20 protein-coding genes are annotated in these 23,538 nt (G+C 27.8%); 8 read left to right on the top strand and 12 right to left on the bottom strand.

The genetic code is table 11. The features are described from left to right. Positions 1-65: 65 nt before the first annotated feature. Genes Q0O83_RS03210 through Q0O83_RS03200 form a run of 3 tightly spaced genes read right to left on the bottom strand, consistent with a single transcriptional unit; the run spans position 66 to position 3,200 of the window. Complete coding sequence (locus tag Q0O83_RS03210; RefSeq protein ID WP_294094134.1) at positions 66-1,142, bottom strand: FtsX-like permease family protein; 1,077 nt, start codon at positions 1,140-1,142, stop codon at positions 66-68. A gap of 34 nt (positions 1,143-1,176) precedes the next feature. After that, entirely contained in the window at positions 1,177-1,842 is a 666-nt protein-coding gene (locus tag Q0O83_RS03205; RefSeq protein WP_294094132.1) for a hypothetical protein, read from the bottom strand. 2 nt (positions 1,843-1,844) lie between these two features. Further along, on the bottom strand, positions 1,845-3,200 hold the full coding sequence (locus Q0O83_RS03200; RefSeq protein WP_294094131.1) for an AAA family ATPase: 1,356 nt from the start codon (positions 3,198-3,200) through the stop codon (positions 1,845-1,847). Between the two features lie 599 nt (positions 3,201-3,799). Here Q0O83_RS03200 and Q0O83_RS03195 point away from each other — a divergent pair. The 4 genes from Q0O83_RS03195 to Q0O83_RS03180 all read left to right on the top strand — a co-directional run bounded on the left by Q0O83_RS03195 (position 3,800) and on the right by Q0O83_RS03180 (position 8,827). Further along, positions 3,800-4,900 carry a hypothetical protein gene (locus Q0O83_RS03195; RefSeq protein WP_294094129.1) on the top strand — a complete coding sequence of 367 codons (1,101 nt, stop codon included), beginning with the start codon at positions 3,800-3,802 and terminating at the stop codon, positions 4,898-4,900. Positions 4,901-5,020: 120 nt separating this feature from the next. After that, positions 5,021-6,235, top strand: a complete 1,215-nt coding sequence (locus Q0O83_RS03190; RefSeq protein WP_294094127.1) for a molybdopterin molybdotransferase MoeA — start codon at positions 5,021-5,023, stop codon at positions 6,233-6,235. Beyond that, positions 6,228-7,313: a molybdopterin-guanine dinucleotide biosynthesis protein B gene (mobB, locus tag Q0O83_RS03185; protein ID WP_294094125.1), complete on the top strand. Its 1,086-nt coding sequence runs from the start codon at positions 6,228-6,230 to the stop codon at positions 7,311-7,313. The genes Q0O83_RS03190 and mobB overlap by 8 nt, the downstream gene beginning before the upstream one ends. A 98-nt stretch (positions 7,314-7,411) precedes the next feature. Next, complete coding sequence (locus Q0O83_RS03180) at positions 7,412-8,827, top strand: diguanylate cyclase (RefSeq protein ID WP_294094123.1); 1,416 nt, start codon at positions 7,412-7,414, stop codon at positions 8,825-8,827. A 40-nt stretch (positions 8,828-8,867) separates the two neighbouring features. Here Q0O83_RS03180 and Q0O83_RS03175 read toward each other — a convergent pair whose 3' ends face one another. The 8 genes from Q0O83_RS03175 to Q0O83_RS03140 form a co-directional block, all read right to left on the bottom strand. Beyond that, positions 8,868-10,556: a hypothetical protein gene (locus tag Q0O83_RS03175; RefSeq protein ID WP_294094114.1), complete on the bottom strand. Its 1,689-nt coding sequence runs from the start codon at positions 10,554-10,556 to the stop codon at positions 8,868-8,870. Positions 10,557-10,566: 10 nt separating this feature from the next. Continuing rightward, the gene (locus Q0O83_RS03170) at positions 10,567-11,163 is read right to left on the bottom strand and encodes a metallophosphoesterase (RefSeq protein ID WP_294094113.1); all 597 of its coding nucleotides are present in this window, start codon (positions 11,161-11,163) and stop codon (positions 10,567-10,569) included. A 63-nt stretch (positions 11,164-11,226) separates the two neighbouring features. Beyond that, complete coding sequence (locus Q0O83_RS03165) at positions 11,227-13,608, bottom strand: glycogen/starch/alpha-glucan phosphorylase (RefSeq protein WP_294094112.1); 2,382 nt, start codon at positions 13,606-13,608, stop codon at positions 11,227-11,229. Between the two features lie 19 nt (positions 13,609-13,627). Then, complete coding sequence (locus tag Q0O83_RS03160) at positions 13,628-14,458, bottom strand: hypothetical protein (protein ID WP_294094111.1); 831 nt, start codon at positions 14,456-14,458, stop codon at positions 13,628-13,630. 19 nt (positions 14,459-14,477) lie between these two features. After that, positions 14,478-15,248 carry a TrmB family transcriptional regulator gene (locus Q0O83_RS03155; protein ID WP_294094108.1) on the bottom strand — a complete coding sequence of 257 codons (771 nt, stop codon included), beginning with the start codon at positions 15,246-15,248 and terminating at the stop codon, positions 14,478-14,480. Between the two features lie 12 nt (positions 15,249-15,260). Continuing rightward, on the bottom strand, positions 15,261-16,118 hold the full coding sequence (locus Q0O83_RS03150; protein ID WP_294094107.1) for a sugar ABC transporter permease: 858 nt from the start codon (positions 16,116-16,118) through the stop codon (positions 15,261-15,263). Then, positions 16,115-17,005: a sugar ABC transporter permease gene (locus Q0O83_RS03145; RefSeq protein ID WP_294094105.1), complete on the bottom strand. Its 891-nt coding sequence runs from the start codon at positions 17,003-17,005 to the stop codon at positions 16,115-16,117. The genes Q0O83_RS03150 and Q0O83_RS03145 overlap by 4 nt, the downstream gene beginning before the upstream one ends. Positions 17,006-17,058: 53 nt before the next feature. Further along, positions 17,059-18,297 (bottom strand): extracellular solute-binding protein, encoded by a 1,239-nt coding sequence (locus tag Q0O83_RS03140; protein WP_294094104.1) that lies wholly within the window; start codon positions 18,295-18,297, stop codon positions 17,059-17,061. A gap of 235 nt (positions 18,298-18,532) precedes the next feature. Here Q0O83_RS03140 and Q0O83_RS03135 point away from each other — a divergent pair, with 235 nt between their 5' ends. Together Q0O83_RS03135 and malQ are read left to right on the top strand one after the other, a co-directional pair. Then, complete coding sequence (locus Q0O83_RS03135; protein WP_294094103.1) at positions 18,533-19,900, top strand: carbohydrate porin; 1,368 nt, start codon at positions 18,533-18,535, stop codon at positions 19,898-19,900. A gap of 81 nt (positions 19,901-19,981) precedes the next feature. Further along, positions 19,982-21,481: a 4-alpha-glucanotransferase gene (malQ, locus tag Q0O83_RS03130; protein ID WP_294094101.1), complete on the top strand. Its 1,500-nt coding sequence runs from the start codon at positions 19,982-19,984 to the stop codon at positions 21,479-21,481. A gap of 28 nt (positions 21,482-21,509) precedes the next feature. Here malQ and Q0O83_RS03125 read toward each other — a convergent pair whose 3' ends face one another. After that, positions 21,510-22,022 (bottom strand): hypothetical protein, encoded by a 513-nt coding sequence (locus Q0O83_RS03125; protein ID WP_294094099.1) that lies wholly within the window; start codon positions 22,020-22,022, stop codon positions 21,510-21,512. Positions 22,023-22,136: 114 nt separating this feature from the next. Between Q0O83_RS03125 and Q0O83_RS03120 the strand changes: the two genes are divergently transcribed. Both Q0O83_RS03120 and Q0O83_RS03115 read left to right on the top strand, forming a co-directional pair. Further along, the gene (locus Q0O83_RS03120; protein ID WP_294094098.1) at positions 22,137-22,748 is read left to right on the top strand and encodes an ATP-binding cassette domain-containing protein; all 612 of its coding nucleotides are present in this window, start codon (positions 22,137-22,139) and stop codon (positions 22,746-22,748) included. After that, a complete protein-coding gene (locus Q0O83_RS03115) occupies positions 22,748-23,533 on the top strand; it encodes an ABC transporter permease (protein ID WP_294094097.1) in 786 nt (261 codons plus the stop codon). The genes Q0O83_RS03120 and Q0O83_RS03115 overlap by 1 nt, the downstream gene beginning before the upstream one ends. Positions 23,534-23,538: the final 5 nt, after the last annotated feature.

The raw sequence follows: 23,538 nt of genomic DNA, 5'->3' as shown, positions 1-23,538 counted from the left end.
TACCATATTTCATATTAGGTATCAAAAAAAGCTAGATTCTCACGAACCTAGCTTCAATACATCCCCTATACTTTTAATAACTCTATAATCGATAACTTCTGAATCTTTTTTATTGGAACTATACCTAATAGCATCCCTAGTGTTATTATTGTAAAAATAAAACTAAACACTTTTAAACCATCTAAGTATATAGATATATTTAAAACCAACTCTATAACTTTTAAAATAGAATACCCTAAAACTACTCCTAAAAAAAGTCCCGAAAGTAGTATATAGATATTTTGAATTAAGAATATTCTGAACACTCTACTTTTACTCATTCCGACAGCACTTAATATCCCTATGCTGCTTTTCTTTTCGAGTAAAGAGGTCATAGTTATATTAAAAGTGAAAAATCCTGCTATTCCAACTCCAAGAGCTAGCATTAAAAATAGTGCTTTATTTAAAAATGAGATTATTTTATTTATCTTTTTAAACAGATCTGGTGTTTCTAAAAGCTTTATTTTATTCTCTCTTCCTATGTTTAAACTGCTTATAATCATAGGTATATAATCATTTGAATCAGCACTCTCTTTAAAGACAATCAAGACTCTTTTATAATCATATTTTACAACATTAGAATCGAAGCCCAATTGACTTAGAATAGCTCTTTTTCCTACTTTCATAGTTTCAAGAGGATTTAACTCTTCATAAAATTCTCTTATGAAAAACTCTTTTCTTTCGCCATTTATAGAAAGTAGGATTCTATCTCCTATTTTTCTATCTGAGAATTGGGTTTTATCTAAGATGATGTCACTATCTCTTAATTCTGGTAGATTCATCTTTTTTAAAAGTTCATTTGGATAACCTTTAAATAAAATCTCATCGTCCTCTTTAAAACTATCGGGATAAAGATAGTAATCTACATCTGGAATACTATTTATGAAAGCTATATCTTTTGAGGTTATGCTATCTCCACCTATTAGGATGCTATTTTTTCCCATAGTTCTTAGATCTTTTTCTACTGTTTTAGTTATACTCGCTTTCAAAGTTATTGATAGAAAAATAAGAACTGTTGAGGCTACTATAGCTAAAAATGGTAATATAATCTTTTTTTTGTTTTCTGAGATGAACTTTAATGCCATCCAGTTCTCAAATTTCATTTTTACTCCTTTATTTTATAATCTAATTGGCAACTTAACTATTAAAATTTTCTATTTCATCAATCAAATTATTCATATTACAAGCTCTGTCTGTATAATTTTTTATCCCTTCATAACTATCAGAATAACTGTTCCATGTCTTTAAATTTTCCTCTGTAAAAGTTTTTATAAATAAATCCCTATCCTTTAGAGTTTTCATCCCAAATTCAATAGAGATTCTTTCTTTTTCATCATCTGTTGCATCTTTTTTAGAACAAAGTACATCTTCTAAATTTTGACTAAAAAATATAACTTCAAATTCTATATTTTTCGTAGTATTTACTTCTATCATCTTAAAATTAAACATTTTAGACAAACAATTCCTCTTATTAATTGAACTATCTTTTTGATTGAAAAAACAATTATCCGTATCTGTGACATAGTAAATCTTTTGTATATCCTTAAGTTTTATTTGATCCGCCTTAATTATTGGACTTTTTATAAATTCATCTACAATATTTTTAATTTTTCCTTTTACATTAGATGAGGTAATGTTGAAAATTCCCTTACTATTTTGGACATATTCAGTTAATAAATCTCCATAAACAACTTTTACAGTCACCTTTATTTTTAATTTTCTCAACTCATTTGCTATCCAAGGTATTAGTGCATCTTGATCACTAGGTCCTTCAACTATAAATAAAAAAACTTTTTCTCTCATTTTTACTTCACCAACTTTCTCAAATATAGTTCCAAAGCATATTCATTCAATAATAATGGGCTTATATTTGATTCACTCCATAAAGTTTGAGATCTTAAATACTTCTGTCTAAGATTTGTTGTTCCTGAAGTTCCTTTAAAATATACATAAGCTGTACGCTCTTTTTCTATCGTAGAAATTATAATAGAGTTTCTATTTAATTTCTCTAATGGTAGTAAATTATGAGCAGTAAAAATTAATTGTCCCTTTGCATACTTTGAGAGCTTTTCTAACATTATTGCTAACAGATATTCAAAAATATGAATATCTAGCTCATCTATAAGTACAATAGCTCTCTCATCCTGCACATAATAAACTAATGCAGATAATAGTGAAATTAGTTTTATTATTCCTGTAGATTCATTTTCCACACATATTTTATTGCCATTTTTTTCTACATACAGACTTACTGCAATTTTTTTGCTCTCATTCTCTATTCTATCATCTTTTTTCTCCAGTATAAGTTTAGAATCAGGAATAATAACAGAGAATATATCTCCTATCTGTTCTATTACTTTTTCTAAATCCTGAACTATTTTCTCTTCATAGATATTACCTCTATTCTTTCCAAAATTTATAGGAAGTGTTCCATGAGCATTTTCTGTATGAGCCTTTAAAGGTAATAAAATTTCCAAATTATATAACGCTTGCTCTTTTAAGGTTACTACAAACATTGTCATGATTGTAGTTTTTATTTTTTCCCAATGAGTCATAAATAGATTGATCTCTGAATTTAATTTCTCTTTTTCAACTTTTTTTATCTGTTCATATACTAAAGAAAATAGGCTATTTAACTTATCAAATTCAAAATATAAACTTTTTAATGATATTTCTTTAGATTTTAAAATCTCCTCTATCTCTTTATTATTTTTAGCATTAAATTTACCTTTGAAATTAATTTGTGGAATTATCGTTTCTACACTATTATCAATTGTAACTATATTCTTAAATACACTTTTCTTGACAATTTCTCTATATAAAAATTCTTCATTAGTTACATAAATATTTTCACTATTTAATCTATCCTTTTGAAAACCTAATTTTAATTTATATTGAAAGTCTTCATTTGTAAAAATAATTTCAAGAAACATTGTGTTTGAATCTATATTTATTAATTTAGCAATTTTATTTTTTAACTCTTCACTTTGTTCTTTACTCTTCAAAGAATTAAAATATAATCTTATAACATCAATTGCTTCTATTACAGCAGTTTTCCCTGTTCCATTTGGTCCATATATCCCAGAAAGATTATTTTTAAAATCTATTTTACTATTTTTTATGTTTTTAAAATTTTCCATTTGTAATGATAAAATCTTCATTTTTACTCACTCCATACATTTTTATTTTTAGTTAATTTTAACATTATAAATTCATAAATTCAATATATTTCGCTATTTTTTTATTTTTTTAAGATAAAATATCTTAAAAATGTAAAAATCGAGAGAAACGACCCTCGATTCTTAGTAATTCTGACCATTTTGATTATAATTGTATTACATATATTCAAAAGGCCTTATTTTAAGTTTTGTAACTTTTGAGGCTATTTTTTACGAATACTAGTATTCATAAGAGCTAAAAAAATAAAGGCTGTTAAAATCGAAATAAGAGCGTCATTTTTGTGGACTTTTGTATGTAAAATAGTAAATTCAAGTTTATGTATTCTTAATTTGGTATTTTTATAGTTTAAGGCTATATTTTTGGTATTTTCTTCTATTTTTTCGATTAAATAAGAGAAGGGCAAACACAAGATAATTAACCAAATATATATTAAAATTGGGTATTTTGGTGAATATACTAATTTCTTAAAGTAAATCTCGAAAAAATTATATATAACGAATCTAATATTGATATAAAAATTCTAATAAAAATTTTTAGAAAAGATAGTAATCTTATATACAAAATTAAAAAAGTACAGTCTTTGACAAAAGATGAAAGAATTGTTTTTATTATTTTTAAACTTTTAAATGAAAGGTTTATAAATATCTCAAAGGTTGCTGAACAATTAAATGTCACTCGAAGAACATTAAGTTATGACCTTGCGAAAATAAAAATAAAAATAAAAATTTCAACATATAATTTACAGTTAGATGGGTATAAAAACTTAGGATTAGTTCTTTCAGGAGATGAAGTATATATTAGAAGAATGTTTCTAGGATATATTATAAAATATTTTATTGAAAAAGATTTTCTTCCTAAAATAATGAGAACTCAGTTTGGAGCATTTTTAAAACAAAACAATTTTAAAAATATATCTAAAGCAACTTCTTACATCGAATCCAAAGTAGATGATAACTTTTACTACAATGAAATTATTTTAAATAGCTCTATAATGGCTTTTTCAACAAATCTTATAGATAAAAAAATACATTCTTTCAAAATTTCACCCTCTTTTGAGGTTAATATTTTAGAAGAACTTTCTGATTATTTTACAGAAATTTTAAAAAATAGATATTATACCCTTGATTTTTATCCAGATAAACTTAATGATTATATTCTTAATTTAGAAGTAATTTTAAGTAAGTTTTTTGATTTAAATTTTAACAAAGCTATCTATGATAAAGTTCCTTTAAAAAAATGGATTATATTTCTACTTGTTAAAGAGATTTTCGAAATAAGAGACAACTATTTTATGAACATACTAATTGATGATTTTCCTGAAAAAATCTTTAAATTAACTAGTAAAATAAAAAATAAAATTCCATCGGTAACTATATACGAAGGCTTCATTATATACTTCTTTATGATAAATATCATCAATCTTTCAAAGCAGGAAAAGCTATCTTTAAATAAATATATTTTTGTATATAGAAATATCCCTAGCTCTCTTGCAAATATGATTATAAAAAAACTAGAAAAACTTTATTCCATAAAATTTAAAGATGTTGTTAAATTTAACGACCTAAAAAATTACGTGAAATATAACACTCCAACGGCTGTCTACTCCATAGAAGAGTTTGACTTAAAAGCTTTAAATATAAATCATATCAAAGTATCTTTATCTGATTTATTCATCTTCTAAAAGTCTGATAGATAGCTTTATTTTTTTAAAACTATTTAAGGTAGGTTAAATTTAACCTACCTTTTTTTTATTTATATGATATATTAATTGTAGAAAAATTAAATTATATGAGGTGCTATTATGGAAAAAATCAGTTTAGAGCTTGCTCTAGAAACTCTACTTAATAAAGTTAATATATTAAAAGAATTCGAAGAAAAAAATATTTTAGATAGTCTTGGATTTGTATTGGGTGAAGATATTCTATCTCCTTTAAATAATCCTCCATTTAATCGTTCGCCTTTAGATGGATTTACATTTAATAGCTTTGACACAATTGGAGCATCTAAAGATAATCCTGCAATTTTTTTGGTTAAATCTGAAATTTTTGCAGGAGGTTATTGTGACGATAAAATAAATAAAAATGAAGCTTTTAGAATTATGACTGGTGCTCCTATTCCATCTAGCTGCAACTGTGTTATAAAACAAGAAGAGGTTCATTTCGATGAAAAAACAAATACTTTAAAAATATATAGAGAATTAAAAAACCATGAAAATTTCTGTTTTGAAGGTGAAGATTTAAAAATTGGTGAACTGGTTGTAAAAAAAGGAGAAGTTATTACATACAACCATATCGGAGTTTTTGCTTCTTTAGGTATTGATAAAGTTAAAGTTCTAAGAAAACCTAAAATTGGAGTGCTGAGTTTAGGAAGTGAGCTTTTAATGCCTGGGGAATTACTAGAAAACGGAAAGATATATAACAGTAATCTTTTTACATTGATAAGCAAGCTAAAATTTTTAGGAATTGATGGCGTTATGTATCCACCTATGTCTGATGACCCAACTTTAGTTTCACAGTTCATTGAAAAAGAGTTAAAAAATGTTGATCTGCTTATTACTACAGGCGGAGTCTCTGTTGGAAAAAAAGATATTATGCATGATGTAATAAAAGAATTAAAAGCAAATAGATTATTCTGGAAAATAGATATTCAACCAGGAACACCTGTTTTAGCTGCTGAAAAGGATGATAAACTTATTTTATCTCTTTCTGGAAACCCATTTGCTGCTCTTGTTAACTTTGAACTTTTAGGAAGAGCTGTTATTTCTAAAATGAGTTCAAATGGTATAAAAACTACTGGAACAATTGAAGCAGTAGTTCGAGGTGGATTCAGTAAATCATCTTCTAAAAGACGTTTCATCAGAGGGTTTTTCCAAAATGGTGAAGTCTTTTTAAATGATAAAAAACACTCTTCTGGAACAATCTCATCTCTCATTGGAAAAAACTGTATCGTTGAAATCTCACCTGGAACAAGTTCTTTAAAAGATGGTGATAAGGTGAAGGTGATTTTAATTGACTAAATTTTATAACATTGATGCTTTAGTTTTAGCTGGGGGTAAAAGTAGTCGTATGAACTTTTCTGATAAGGCTCTTTTAAAAATTGGTAATAAAACATTTTTAGAAAATTTGGAGGTTCTATTTTCTAACTTTAATAGAAAATATATCTCATTGAATTCATCACAAAATATCTCTAGTAACTCTTTTATTAGAATAGATGATGAGTACAACGAGATTGGTCCTATATCTGGATTATATAATGGGCTTTCAAAGTGTGAAAGTTCATATCTTTTTGTAGCACCTTGTGATGTTCCAAATTTAACAGCAGACTTTTTAGAATATATAACTAATTTTATCTCTTCTGATTATGATGCTTTTATTGTCAAAGATAAGCATGGATTTATTCATCCACTTATGGGAGTTTACAACAAATCTGCACTCGAAAAAATAAAAATTGCAATTAATTCAGAAGACTATAAAATTATGAATCTTGTAAAAAATTTAAATGTTAAATACATCGATTTAAAATATACTAATTTTGATGATTTAGAAATTTTAAAAAATATAAATACACCTGAAGATTATAAAAACTTAACTTCTTCTTCAGAAAATAAAACTAAATTTTTTGCTGTATCTGGAATTAAAAACTCTGGTAAAACAACTTTAATTACTAAACTTTTAAAAAAATTTAAAGATGAAGGTTATAAAGTTGGAACAATAAAACATGATGGACATGATTTTCAAATGGATAATCTTAACTCTGATACTGATAAACATATCAAATCTGGAGCACATGGAACACTTATTTTTTCTAAAAACAAATTTATGTTCTTAGAACAAACACCCGAAACAGAAATCGAGTTTTATTTAAATTTTTTCAAAGATTATGATATCATTATTTTAGAAGGTTTTAAAGGTAGCAATCATCCAAAGCTAGAGATAATTCGAAAGAATATTTCAAATAAAAGTGTTTGTAATTTAAACAATCTCAAATTTATTGTAAGTGATCTTGAAGTTATCTCTAATGTTAATGATATAAAAATACTAGATATTAATGACATTGGTAGTATTTTTAAAGAAATTAAAACAGTTATTTTTTAAAAAAAATTTTAAAAAATTACAGTTGACTATTTTCTACAAAAACTATATAACATAAGTTGTGGCATTTTTATAATGCAGTAAATATATAGGAGTTGTAAATGAATCAATACACTAAAAAAAATAAATTAATTATCTTCTTAATGAGTCTTATTATTATGATTACACTTTTTTTATCTACAAAACAGATTTTATCTAGAGGTCAAGAAATTACAGTATTAATTAATAAAGGTGCTTTTATTGATATAAGTAGTAAAATAAATGATAAAATCTTATTATTGGAATCTATAGCAAATTTAAAATATATAAAAGATGAATCAATTCCAATTCAAGAAAGAGCTCTTTCTCTGAGACCTTTCCAAGAGAAATATGATTTCCTTATGATTGCTCTTATGGATAAAGATGGAAATACCTCAAGTTCTCTTGAAGGAGGACTTGCCGATCTTTCAGATAGAGCATATTTTCAAAAAGTAAAAAAAACAAAACAAAATGTTATCAGTGATGTTATTATAAGTAGAACAACTGGTGAAGAAAATATTGTAATTGTGCATCCAATATTAGATATAAATGATGACTTTAATGGTGCTGTATTCATCTCTATTCGTCTAACAGATTTAATCAATCTAAAAAATACTTATGGAGCTTCTAGCCAAGGATACACAACAACTATCTTAGATGATGAAATGAATGTCATTGCCGGTGATTTTAAGGCTAATTTTCTACAACTTAAAGATGATCTTATCTCATGTGAACCAACTGGTGTTTTCTTTAAAAAAAGAAATGGTGATTTACATTTTATAGCTTTTAACAAAAAGCACCTTTCTAATTGGTATATAATTACAGATTTGAATATTTCAAAATATTTTTTCGGAACTTGGGCTAGTACACTAATTATAATTTTTGTTTTTACTATACTGTTTCTGATGATTTTTAAAAGCTTTGATATCAATAAAAAAATAGAAATTCAGCCACTTCTAGATTCTTTAAATCAAGATTATCTATCTGGAGTTTATAACAGAAAATATTTAGAGGACTATATTAAAAACTACTTTAAAAAAGAGTCTTTAAAAAGCTTTAAATCTGCTTTTATAATTTTAGATATTGATAATTTTAAAGCTATAAACGATGAACTTGGCCATACTACAGGAGATTATGTTATTCGAGAATCAGCAAATAAAATTAAAGATATTTTTTATGATAACTCTGTAATTTCTAGAATTGGTGGAGACGAATTCATAATTTTTGTCGAAAGTATTGATAATGAGAAAACTGTTATTAATAAAATTAAAACTTTATTAACTCTTATGAATACAACTTATGGTAGAAATGAAAAAAATATAGTTATATCTGCTAGTATTGGAATAACATTTATAGGAGATGAGTACTATAATTTCATCAATCTATACAACGAAGCTGATAGTGCTTTATATAAAGCAAAGAAAGCTGGAAAAAATTGTGCATACGTATCCAATGAAATTGATAATCAACTCATAAAAGTAAATAAAAATTCTATTTAAGTAAAAAGCTATCGAGTTTTAAAATTCGATAGCTTTTCTTTTAAACTAAAGTTCCATAGTAATCCACAAAAGTGTACTGTTCCCACTTTCCTTTTATAAGATTTAAAACTCTATTATTGTTATACTGTACTAAAATTTCACGATTTTTAAGGATTTTTTCTATATCATCTTTAAATTTCTTATTTTTCTCTTCTGAATCTTCTATTTTTAAGAATTTAATATACTCCTTTAATCTGTAAATAGTCTCATAATTCTGTGTTCCACCATACTCTTTTAATATACTAAAATTTTCCATCTCTTTATCTAAATTATAATCTAATTTAATATTTTTACTAAGAATAAAGTCTCCAATTTTATACTCCTCTTTATTTAAAATATTTTTTTGAAGAAATACTCTTAAATTATCCTCTCCCCCATAACGAGTATAATATAGATAACTTTGACTAATTTTTAAATACTGCTTATTCAAATCATCCTCAATTCCATTCTCTTGAAATAGTATAAAAATAGGTAAGAATATATCTAATAAATAGCTATAAACCAACTCTTTTCTTGTTAAAAGTTTATTTGCTTTTTTTCTATAATATCTTGAGTATCTTATGCAATCCTCTACAACCGAATGTAAATTTAAATCCTTTGTATCAATATTTAGTTGTCTTGATTTAAGTACTAACTCATCTCTATAAAAATTATAAACTCCTTCAAACCATCTTTGCATTCCCACAATAAAACCTGGTATATCATTATTTAAGCTGAAAAGTGCAATCTCTCCTATAACTAATGTCTCTCTTCTAAACTGCTTTTTAGAATATTCTCTAATGGCTTTTATCTTTCCTTTTGTATCATCAGTATAAAATATAATTCTATCTATATAGTAAAGTTTTCTAAAATCATCTATTAAAAAGCTATCTAACTTTATATCTGTTTCTATTTTTTTTACTAATAAAATTTTATTTCTATTTAAATAATCTACTAAGGTATTCGTATAACCTTTTTCATATTTATTTCCTAATTTATAACTATTTTTATATCTTAAATATTCAACAAATATATCCCCATTAAGTTTAGATTCTAAATCTTTAAAATTAGAGAGTAAAATGTTTACTACCGGTATAAATATTCTTTGATGCCAAGCAGTTGAAGGTTCAAATCCCTCTTCTCCTAAAGAATATAACTCTAAAAACTTTCTTACTTCACTTCTTAACTCTTTATACCTCTCACTCTTAGAGCACTCGATTCCGCTCAATCCAGTTTCTTTCTCAAAACTAAATCTTTCTCTTGATAAAATATCAGATTCCTCATTTTTCTCAGAAAAAAACTCATAAACCTCTGCTTCAATCGAATGAAAATTTAAAGTTTTAGCTACGGAAACTCTATGATTTCCATCATACACAAAATACTCCTCTTTTACTTTATAAAGAATCACAGGTGGAAGACTTCCATCTTCTAAAGTTTTCAAATATACATTTACCCACCTAACTCGAGATTCATCTCTCACAGGATTAAAATCTTTATCAAAGTCCTGAGCTTTTTCTACTGTTCCAACTACTTTCGAAAGTAATACTTCACGTATCCCTAAGTAAATACGATTTGATAACTGCTCCTCTTTCTCCACTGTAGAAAATTCTTTTATTCTTTTTCCCTCTCTATCAAAGAAATTAAACCTAGTTTTCCTTAAAGCCTTTCTAAAAGCCAACTCTGCTTCCTCTTTTTCTATAATCTCCTTCATTCTACCTCCTTTAAGAAAAATCCAAGTCTAAAACCTTATACCCAAATACATTTATTATTTTTGTATTTTCTAACTCTGCTTCTTTTATCTCATGATGACTTTTCAAATGTACATGTCCATGCAACCAATATTTTGGTTTTAATAGATCTATCGCTTTTCTATAACTATTAAAACCCTTATGAATCGGGTCATCTCCTTCGTTTATTCCACCAACAGGTGAATGACTAATCACTAAATCAACTGTTTTAAACATTGTTTTCAGATAACTTTTCATCACCATAAAAAATACATCTTTCTCACTATATTGATGGTTTCCTCTTGAATATATATGGCTTCCATCAAACCCAACTATTTTTATACCTTTCACAGTATAATTTTCACCAAAGTCTAAATTTTTACAAAAGCTTATATCATGATCTTGAGCATATATATGGTTTCCATTCACGTATATACACTCTTTATTTAAAACCGTAAATAGATAATCTAAATATCTATTGCTCACATCCCCACATGAAACTATCAACTCAATATCTTTAAACATCTCTTTTAAAGTCTCTGGAGAATATCTTTCCAATGTTGCCTCATCACTAACTGCAAGTATTTTCATCTCTCAACTCCTAATTTTAACTATGACAAAAACTACCACATAAATGTGGTAGTTCCTATTTTTTTAAATTTTTTGAGGGTTTATATTCCAAATCTCTTTTGCATATTCAGCTATTGTTCTATCTGATGAAAACTTTCCACCATTAGATATATTTATCCAAGCTTTTCTTCCCCAATTATCTCTATCTGAAAACTCATTATTAATTTTTCCTTGAACTCTTCTAAATTCAGCAAAATCTTCTAACACAAAGTATTGATCTGCTTTATGCCATGAAGCCCCCTTCATCAATGAATCATACAGCTCTTTGTAATACCCTGTTCCACCATCATCTAACGTTCCATTGATAAGAGCATCTACAACTCTTTTTAATCCAGGTGTATTATTATAAGGAATATATGGGTCATATCCCTCTTTTTTCATTTTTTCAATCTCTTCAACTTTTAATCCGAAGATATAGTTGTTCTCTACTCCAGCTTCTTCAACAATCTCTACATTCGCTCCATCCAAAGTTCCAAATGTTAAAGCTCCATTTATCATAAACTTCATATTTCCCGTTCCCGAAGCTTCTTTTCCAGCTGTAGATATCTGTTCTGAAATATCTGCTGCTGGGAATAGATATTGAGCTGCTGAAACGTTATAGTTTTCTATAAAGACAACTTTTATCATATCTTTTATATTCAAATCATTATTAATAATAGAAGCTACTTCATTTATCAATCTAATAGTTCCTTTTGCTCTCATATATCCTGGAGCTGATTTAGCACCAAATATATATGTCACTGGATGAATTTTCATCTCTGGATTCTCTTTTAATCTATAATACAAATCTAAAATATGTAGTATATTTAGTAGTTGTCTTTTATATTCATGAAGTCTTTTTATCTGAATATCAAAGATTGAATCTGGATTTATTTTAATTCCAGAAGTTTTTTCTATGTAATCTGCTAACTCTTTTTTCTTTTCAGATTTTATATTTAAGAATCTCTTTATTATATTTTTATCAGTAGAATATCTCTCTAAATTTTTCATTTCTGAGAAGTCTGTAATCCATTTATCACCTATAAGTTCTGTTATAAGATTTGAAAGTTGTGGATTACATTGTAACATCCATCTTCTTTGGGTTATCCCATTTGTTTTGTTTAAGAATCTATCTGGGAAAAGTTCATACCACTCTTTCAATTCTATATGCTTTAATATATCTGTATGAAGAGCAGCAACTCCATTTGTTTTAGATGATCCATAGATTGCTAACCAAGCCATATGAATAAGGTCACCTTGGATAATACTCATTCTCTCTCTTCTAGCTTTATCCTCTGGATATTTCTCCTCTAAAAGATTTAAAAATTGATAGTGAATTCTCTCTGTGATTGCAGATATTCTTGGAACAACCTCTTCATATAATCCAATCCACCATTTTTCTAGAGCTTCTGAAAGTATTGTGTGGTTAGTATAAGCAAAAGTTTTTTCAACTATTGCCCAAGCGTCTTTCCATAACAATCCCTCTACATCTGTAAGAATTCTCATAAGTTCTGGGATAGCTATAACAGGATGAGTATCATTTAATTGTATTGACACAAACTCTGGAAGTCTTTTAAAATCATCTCCATGAAGTTTTTTAAACTTTCTAACTATATCCTGTAATGATGCTGAGGTAAAGAAATATTGTTGCTTCAATCTTAACTTTTTCCCCTCATTTGTTGAATCATTTGGATAAAGAATTCTTGTGATATCCTCTGCTCTATTTACATTTTCTAAAGCTTTTTCATAATTTTGGTCATTGAACTCTTTTAAATCTAACTCTTCAATTGCTTTAGCTTCCCAAAGTCTTAAAGTATTTACGTTATCTGTTCCATAACCTATTATAGGCATATCATAAGGCACTGCTCTAACTTTAGAATCTCCAAACTCTACAATAACTTCATCAAATGGTCTAGCTACTGTCCAAACATCACCATATCTAAGCCAAGATTCAGGAGTTTCCACTTGAAAACCATCAACTATTTTCTGTTTGAAGATTCCATTTTTATATTTAATTCCATAACCTGTCCCAGGTAGATTCAATGTTACAAGAGAATCCATAAAACAAGCAGCTAATCTTCCAAGCCCACCATTTCCAAGCCCTGCATCCTCTTCAGCAGCTTCGATTGTGTTTATCTCTAATCCTATCTCTGATAGAATTTCACTTACCTCTTGATAAATCCCTAAATTTATTAGATTATTTCCAAGAGCTCTTCCCATAAGAAACTCTGCCGAGAAATAAAATGCTTGTTTTTCATTTTCATATTTTTTTCTAGTTTCTAACCACTTCTTTGAGATATTATCTAGAAGTACTTTACTTAAACTCTGATAGATTTCAAAAGAGTTAGCTTCATCAATGCTCTTATTAAATAAAACTCCTACTTTAGTTTCTATCTCACTTTTTAAAAGACCTTTTTCAATTAGCATTCTATACACTCCTTATTTATTAATTTTCATTTAATTTTTTCATAAGTTCTGCGATTTCTAACTCTTTTTTCTCTAACTCAGCTTTTAATCTAGCTTTTTCTCTCAACTGTTTTAATATTTCCTCTTTATTTTGAATCTCACTATTGAGCTTGGTATTTTCATTTTTTATATTTTTTAATTCTAATCCTACTTCTGGGGTAGAATGAACTACTTTTTTAGAAGGTTTTGTATCTAAAATTATTGAAACCTCTTTTGGTACAATATCTTTTCCAAAATATATATTGCTTTGAATAATAGGTCCTTTTTTAGAATCTAAATTTATAGGAATTACAATTTGACCATATTTCTTAGATTCTTCTTCACTAGAAAATAAAGATTTATCTATCAATATCTCCTGAGAAGTTGTTGAGTTTCCAAATAAAACTCTTAAGTTATTAACTGGAATTAGTTTAACCTCTATCTTTTCTCCTGGTCTAACTCCTGAATCTATCGGCTTTACATAAAATCCATTATCTTTTTGATTTAGATTAAATAATCTTTGTTCCTTCCCATCAAAGCCCACATATTTAGCATCAGCCCAATTTAAAAAAATCACATTTTTAGATATATTTTCAAAAGTTAAATCTATTGTTTTTTCTGAAAAGTTTATATCCATATTAAATTTATCTGATGAAATCTTATCCCCTTTAGTAATCAAAGGATAGTCTCTTAAAGTAGTATCTTTCGCTCCATAAACTAATACCTGATTCTTTGTTGTAGATATGTTATTAGAGCTCTTAATCCCACTTGAACTACATCCTGATATTAAAACCACCGACAAAAAAGCTCCTAAAAAAAATAGATTTTTCATTTAATCACCCCATTTTATTTTAAAAATCTAAAGTTATTATTTTATTGATATCCTTTCCAAATCTATTTTCTAATTTCATTAAATGGATATCATTTTTTATATGTTCTGTAACTATATTTACAAGCAATCTATTTTCCGAGTATGTTCCACAAAACTCGCCTTCATAGTTACTACCTATTATTGCAGCAGTAGAATCTATTGCTACCATCAATCTTTTTTCTGAATCTGTAATATTCTTATTAAAACTATCTCTTATATATGTTTCTACTTCTAAAGTCTTATATTCTGTTTTATTAAAGCTAAATATTACGACTCTAACTCCCCTTTCTTTTAAACTTTTAAAATCTTTTTCAAATTCAAATAAATCTAAATTTGTGTTTATATAAACTAAATTCTCAGCTTTTTTTAAAATAGATTTAAACCTATCTTTTATATCATCAAAAGAGTTTAAATTATAAAACTGCTTTTGCTTTCCACTAACATTTACTTTATTTAATTCATCTTTTAAAAATTTTGTAGCAGAATCTACATTTTTTTTATAATTTTCAAATATCTCATTTAAATCCATGGTTTCATAAAATGTTATCTCTTTATCTAAATATGAATTTATATACCCCTTCTTTTGTAAAATATCTAAATTTTGATAAACTGTTGTTCTTGGATAACCTAAAGTTTTTGCTATTTGAGATCCATTCGCACCAGGGTTTTTTATCAACTCTAAAAAAACCTCTGCTTCTTTTCTTCCAAAACCAACCTTTTCTAAATTTTCTAAAATCTTTTCATTTTCCACCAAAATATCCTCCTATTCTTTAACTCCTCCTACAGTTAAACCTCCCACAAGATATCTTGATAGACTAACAAATAGTATTACTACTGGTATGCTTGTTATCAATGCTGCTGCTGAATATGTTCCCCACTCTGCGCTAAATGATCCTTGAAGATTTACTAATCCAACCGGAAGAGTTAATTTATCTGCTGATGTTAATATTATTCTTGCTATTACAAACTCCGACCAAGCTGTCATAAAAGAAAATAATCCTGTTATTGCAAGTGCCGGTGTTGAAATAGGTAATACTATTTTATACATAACCTGCCATACTTTGCAACCATCAATATAGGCACTCTCTTCTAATGATTTTGGAATCGTATCAAAATACCCCTTCAACATCCATACAGAAAATGGAACTGACACCGCTACATAAGGGATTAAAAGCCCTAAAAAACTATTCATCAGTTTTAATTTTACTAAAATTATAAACATTGGAAGTAATAGCATTGGAGCTGGGAACATCTGAGTTACCAAAAATGTCATCATCCCAACTTTTCTTCCCCAAAATGAAAATCTTGAAAAAGCATATCCAGCTGTTATTGATATAAAAACTCCTATTATTGCTGTCAATAAAGATATAATCAATGAATTTTTTAACCATATTAATAAATCTGTTTCAAACAAAGCCTTTCTAAAGTTATCTAGTGTAGCATCTGCTGGAATTATTCTTAAACTTGTTGAAAACAACTGATTTCCAGGTCTTAAAGCTACTGATAAAACATTCAATAAAGGATAAAGAGTTATGCAACAAAATATGATTAATATAAAATATATTCCAATTATTTTTTTCCAACTATCATTTTTTTCAAAATATATATTTTTATCTATCATCTGATTTCCTCCTTAAATATATTACTTTTCTTTACATAGATAACAGAGAAAACTAACAAGAATAAGAATATCAATACAGAGTAAGCGGCTGCAAATCCATATCTATAAAAATTAAATGCCAATCTATAAACATCTGTTACTAAAATTTGAGTTTCTTTATTTCCATACCCACCAGCTAAAATTATTATTATATTTAACATATTGAATGTCCAAATTGTTCCTAAAATTATTGCTGGAGTTAGCGTTGGTTTTAATAATGGTAGTGTTATATCTTTAAACTTATTCCAAGCACCTGCACCATCTATATCTGCAGCTTCATAAAGTTCTGCTGGGATTGATTGAAGTCCACCCAATGTTATCATCATCATGAATGGAAAACCTAACCATATATTAGTTATTATTGCAGCATAAAAAGTTAATTTAGGGTCGCTTAGCCAAGGTAGATTTCCGACTCCAAACCATCCTAACATCAAATTTATAGCTCCAAAATTTTGATTAAACATACCTTTCCAAGTAAGAGCTGCTATATATTGTGGCATCGCCCATGGAATTATAAGAAATACTCTCAGAATAGATTTTCCGGGCAGTTTTCTATTTAGTAAAAGAGCTAAAGATAATCCTATAGTCACATGAAAAAATACGTTTACAAAAGTCCAAATTATAGTTCTTATAAATGTTGCTAATACATCAGGATCTTGAAATACTCTAATATAATTTTGCAACCCAATAAATCCAGGATTTTTAAATGTTCTTAAACTCATATTAGTTAAAGATAACCAAAATCCATATCCCAAAGGATAAAATACCATAATTGCCATTACAATAAAAGCTGGCGCTATAAATAAATATGGCGTATTTTTACCCACTAATCTTCCTTTTCCACTCATAATCATTCTCCTTTCAATTTTGGAGGTTGGAATAATCCAACCTCCATATTTTTTTATTCACCTTTTATAGTTTTTATTCCATCTACTGCATCTTTTTGCATCTTCTTAGCTGCATCTTCTGGAGTCATCTTTCCATTTATAACAGCTTCTAAATTTGGTCTTATCGCATCCCAAATAGCTCTCATCTCTGGAATTACAGGCATAGGAACTGTATGCTCTATAGTTGCTATTGAATCTTGCATAAGTTTATCATTTTTAACTGCTGATAAATTTCTAGCAGCTTCTATTCCTGGGGCTTGAGATTGATTTATTGCAATCTCAGCATTTACCTCTGGTGAGAATATATAGTCAAAGAATTTATTTAAAGCCTCTCCTTTATTATCCGCAGTATTTTCAGATAACGAATATCCTTTAGAAGCATTTGTAAACAGTGCATAACCATGTTTTGAAGGTATTGGCATTGGAGCAACCCCTAAATCAATTCCTGCATCTTCATACTCTTTCCAAGACCAAGCTCCATTTAAAATCATAGCCGCTTTCTCTTGTTTAAATAGTTGAGAAGCTATATCATAATCCATTCCTGCTTCTCCTAATCCATGTTTAACTCTCACATCTCTAACAAATGTTAAAGCATTTACCATAGCTTCATTATCTAGAGTTGGATTATCTTTTGCATCAAAAATTTCACCACCAAATCCAGCATAAAATCCAATAAACCAGAATGGTTCTTTCTCATTATATAGGAATCCATATTTTGAGTTCGCTTTATCTTTTGCATCAACAGCTGTATTTGCTTTTGCAATCGTTAAAAATTCATCCCAAGTTTTTGGAGCATCTTTAACTAATTTTTTATTGTATAAAAGAGCTATCTGATTTCCTAAAAATTCAGGTAATAAATAAACTTCTCCGTTATACATTCCACTTTTTAAAGCACCATCATTAAATTTTTCTATTAAATCTTTTGATACAACTTTTCCAATCGGTTTAATTAAATCTGAAACCATAAATATTCCAATGTTATCATTTGGTCCATAAACAATATCTGGTCCTTGTCCTGCTAAAGAAGCATTTTGAAACTGCGTTCTCAAATCTTCAACTGAATAATGAACTACATTTACTTTTACATCTGGATTCTTTTTCATAAATTCATCAACCAATTTTAAATAAGTAGGTCTAACTGCCGGTTCCATCTGTTCCCACAGAGTTATCTCTGTTGTTTTTGCTGAAGCCATTGTTGATAGTAACATCCCTGCTGCCAAAATTAACATAGGTTTTTTTAACATGTTTCTCATAATATTACCCCTCCTGATTAAATGTTGTACTTTAAATACAACACTATTATTACCTCATTTTTTTGAAATAGTCAACACTTTTTTAAATAAAATTGTGTTTATTCAAAAAAAAATGTTTTTTTTAAGAAATTTTAGTTTTATTATTGACAAATTTAAAAAAATGTTATAAATATATTATCATGAAAGTTGTAATTATTTTACAACAAAATAAAATTAAACAGGGGGAGTAAAACTTATGAAGATTCAAAAAATGTTTACGCTTTTATCTGCAATTATTATATCTGGAGCAGCTTCACAAAATATTTTCGCCAAAGAAGTTGTTCAAACACCAGAAATTATTTCTAACTCTTATGATGTTACAGCATTAGAAGACAGAATTGCTAAGTTAGAGTACAACGATCAACACCCTGATTTTGAATTCCATGGATATGCACGTACTGGATTACTATTAAATGCTGAAAGAGGATTAAAAAAAGCATCAACATTCCCAGGGCCTTTTGATAAAAAATATGTTGGTAGACTTGGAAATGAAGATAATACATATGCTGAATTAGAATTTGTAAAGAGCTTCTATATGGAAAATGGAGCTTGGGCTAAATTCCATGCAATGTTAGTTTCTGATTCTGGTAGCTACTCAGATAACTCTGGTTCTGGAAATGATGGTTGGGGAGACTCATCTATCCAAGCTAGACAAGTTTATGTAGAGATGGGAAATCTTCCAACTTTTACAGGAGCGTTTAAGGATTCTACAGTTTGGGCTGGTAAAAGATACTATAATAGAAGAGATATTCATATAACTGACTACTACTATACAGATTTATCTGGTACTGGATTAGGAGTTGACAACATTGCTCTTGGAGAAGGTAAATTAGGATTTGCAACAGTTGCAAGAAACTCTAGTGTAGGGGATGACCAAGATATAGTTGGTTTAGTTACAAAATACTCTATTGGTAATTTCGAATTTGATTTAGTTGGAGCAAAATCTCAAGATAATGAAGATGAAAATTCTAATTTAGCTAAAACTGGATTCCAAGGATTTGCTCAATATAATTTAAACAGCTACTATGGATTAAATGGTTTTTCTAAATTCTATGGTCAAATTGGTTCTGGAATTGGAGCTACTTGGGGACTTGGTTCTCTTGGAAATGCTACTGGAAACTACAAAAAAGCTACTTCATATAGACTTGGAACTTGGGGACTTACTAATTTAAATGAAAAATGGGATCTATTTACAACTTTATATGGTCAATACGACAATAAACCTGAAGATAGAGATCTTGATTTATATAAAAAGAATGGTTTTGAAACTGCTTTCGTAGTTAGACCTGTTTACAAAATAAATAATAACTTCGAACTTCAATTTGAAGGGGGAATAGGATATACTGAATCTAAATTCTCTGATGATACAGATTCTAATGGAACATTCTACAAACTAACTTTTGCTCCAACATTAAAAATGGACTCTAACCAATTCTGGGCAAGACCTGAAATTAGAGCTTTTGTTACTTATGTTGGTGGAGAGACTGAAGATAGATCAAAAACAAAAGAAAAATATAATGATGATAACATAAGAGTTGGAGTTCAAGCTGAAGTTTGGTTCTAATACTTAATTAAATTCTTTATTGCTCTGGGTATTTTTCCCGTAGATACCCAGAGCTATTAAATCTAAAAGTGAGGTATTTTTATGAACGAAAGATCTAGTGGTATCCTTTTACATATAACATCTTTATCTGGAAAATATGGAATAGGTGATTTTGGAAAGTGTGCCTATGAGTTTGTTGACTTTTTAAAAAATAGTAATCAAAAATATTGGCAGATTCTTCCAATGGGAGTAACAGGATATGGAGACTCTCCCTATCAATCTTTTTCAGCTTTCGCTGGAAATCCATATTTTATAGATTTAGATTCCTTTGTTGAGATGAATATTTTAAAAGATAAAGATTTAAAAACTTTAAAAGAGTTAAACTCTATTTCTGAAATTCAATATGATAAATTATACACAGAAAGATATTCAGTTTTGAGATTGGCTTTTGAAAACTTTAAAAGTCATACCTCTTTTACTTTACTAAAAAGTTTTAAAAATAAAAACTCTTGGTGGTTGGATAACTATTCACTTTTTATGGCTATAAAAAATAATTTCAATGGAAAATCATGGTTAGAGTGGCCACGAGAATATCGTTTTAGATATAAAAAAACTTTAAAAAATGCCAAAGAGAAATTTAAAGATGAGATTGATTTTCAAATATTTTTACAATTTTTCTTCTATAAACAATGGGATGATTTAAAAAAATATGCAAATGATAACAGTATAAAAATAATTGGAGATATTCCAATATTTGTAGCTACGGATAGTGCTGATACTTGGGAAAATCCTAAAATGTTTGAATTCGATAAAAAGCTACAGCCTAAAAAAGTTGCTGGATGTCCCCCTGATGCTTTTAGTAAATATGGTCAACTTTGGGGAAATGTTCTTTACAACTGGAAATATATTGAGGAAACTAATTTCAATTGGTGGATTAAAAGAGTTAAAAGCTGTTTTAAACTTTATGATAAAGTTAGAATTGATCACTTTAGAGGTTTTGAATCTTATTGGGCTATTCCAGCAAAAGCTAAAACTGCTCAATTTGGTAAGTGGGAAAAAGGACCTGGTATGAAACTTTTCTATGCAATTAAAAAATCTCTTGGTGATTTGGATATTATCGCAGAAGATTTAGGTTTTTTAACTCCGAAAGTTTATAAACTTTTAAAAGATTCTGGATATCCTGGTATGAAAATTTTACAATTTGCTTTTGACTCAAGAGAGGAAAGTGATTACCTTCCTCATAAATATCCTAAAAAAAGTGTCGCTTATACTGGAACCCATGATAACCAAACTGTTACAGGGTGGTATAAAACTACAAATAAAAAAGATAAAGATTTCTGTGACAAATATCTAGATAATTTCTTATCTTCTAAAATAGATAAAGAGAATTCTATAAGTTGGAAGTTTATTGAAGCTCTTTGGAGCTCAAATTCAAATCTTACTATAGCTCCACTACAAGATTTTTTAGATTTAGATGATGAAGCTCGTATTAATACACCTTCAACTCTTGGTGGCAATTGGATTTGGAGAGTAGATAAATCTCTTTTAACAAAAGATTTAGAAAACAAATTATCGGTGCTAACGATAAAACATAAACGTTAAGTTAAAAAAGTGAGGCAAACCCGTGGCCTCACTTTTTTAATATTAAGTTTATATGATTATCCGAATTTTCCATCTCAACAATACTAAAGTCTGTAAATCCAATTAAATCTACCAATTCATTTTCTGTAAAACAAGTATACCATTTCCCATTTTCAAAACAATCTTCATTTCCTGTTCTGAAAGATAAATACAACAATCCTTTCTCAACTAAAACTGAATATAATCTATTCAAAACATAATAGATATCTAATCTATCTAAATTTAAAAGTGTATCTAGTCCCCAGATTCCTATAAACCTTTCTGTTTGTTTCAAACTATTCATAAGCTTTATAACGCTTTCTTTTACTATCCCCTCATAATTTTCATCTGCAAAATGAAGTCGAGTATTTTCTACTTTTAAATACTCTATATTATGCCCTTTTTTTCTAAAGAAATCATCTAGAAAATCCTCTTTAGGCTTCAAAGTTAAAACTTTTCCATGCTTCATTAATCTGTTTTCAAATTTATTTAATTGCTGTATTTTTATTTCTGTCTTATCCATAAGAAACCTCCTTATTTTTTAACTCTCCCTGATTTTATATACAAAATTCTATTGTTCTTTCCTGCCTTTATATGTTAAAATCCGTATGAAGTTTTTTACTAACAGGAGGAAAATATGATTAAATTTAAAAATATTGATTTGAAATTTAACGACAAAATTATTTTAAAAGATTTCAATCTAACTATCAATAAAGGGGAAAAAGTTTTAATAGCAGGAAAATCTGGTAAGGGAAAAAGTACTCTTTTAAAAATTTTACTTGGCTTCAACTCTCCAGATTCTGGTGAAGTTCTGTTTCAAAATATACAACTAAACGAAAAAAATATTGATAATATCAGAAAATATTTAGGGTATATGCCTCAATCAACACCTTTTCTAAATGATAATGTTGAAAAAATAATAAATACTATTTTCAACTACAAGTTAAATTCGAAAAAAAAATTGGATTATGATAAACTTTTTTACTATTTTAACCTTTTTAATCTTGATAAAAATATTTTAACTAAGCACATAAATGAACTTTCAGGTGGAGAAAAACAGCGTTTTGCATTTATAATAACAATTTTACTTGATAGAGAAGTTTGGATTTTAGATGAGATAACTTCATCCCTTGATCAAGATATGAAAGAAAAAGTAACTCACTATATTTTAAATAGTGATAAAACAGTAGTTTTAGTTTCTCACGACCAAACCGAATCACTACAAAAATTTAGGAGGGTAACACTTTAATGGCACAAGATATTTTTCTACCTAATTTACTTTATTTTGGATTTTTTCTAATCCCTATTTTCTTTATTATGAACTACCTAGAGATTCATCAAATATCTAAAGTCATGAAATCATTATCGAGAATGTTTATACAACTTATGCTTGTTGGAGGATACTTACACTATATTTTAGTTTTAAATAATCCTTTTATCAATATTGCATATCTTATTTTTATGAGTAGTGCTGCTACTATAACAGTTGTTAGAGATGTGAAGATTCATAATATAAAATTTTTCCTAACAACAGCTCTTGCAATAATTACTCCATTAATTTTAAATCTTACTCTTTTCTCTGTACTTCTTTTAAAATTAGAGGATAAATTCAATGCTATGTATCTTATTCCTCTTTCGGGAATGATTTTAGGAAATACTGTTAATGGTATGATTGTAACAATTAACGACTTTCTAAAAAGTATGAGAGTTAACGAAGAAAGCTACCTTCTCTCACTATCTTTCGGAGCAACTAAGTTTGAAGCACTTAAACCTTTTGTATCAAGTGCTGTCTCATTGGCGTTTAAACCCTCAGTTGCAAATATGGGTAATGTTGGATTAGTCTCTCTTCCAGGTATGATGACAGGTCAAATTTTAGGAGGCTCACTACCTATCGTAGCTATCAAATATCAAATCGCTATTATGACAGCTCTTTTTGTTTCTAGATTTTTATCATCATTTTTACTAATGATTTTCTGCTCAATACAATTTTTTAACGGTTACTCTTTATTTACTCAAAATAAAAAACATATCTAAAATAA

The organism is uncultured Cetobacterium sp., assembly GCF_945952365.1.
Classification (GTDB): domain Bacteria; phylum Fusobacteriota; class Fusobacteriia; order Fusobacteriales; family Fusobacteriaceae; genus Cetobacterium_A.
Note: the sequence above shows the minus strand (reverse complement) of the source record. Positions and strands in the feature narration are given on the sequence as shown.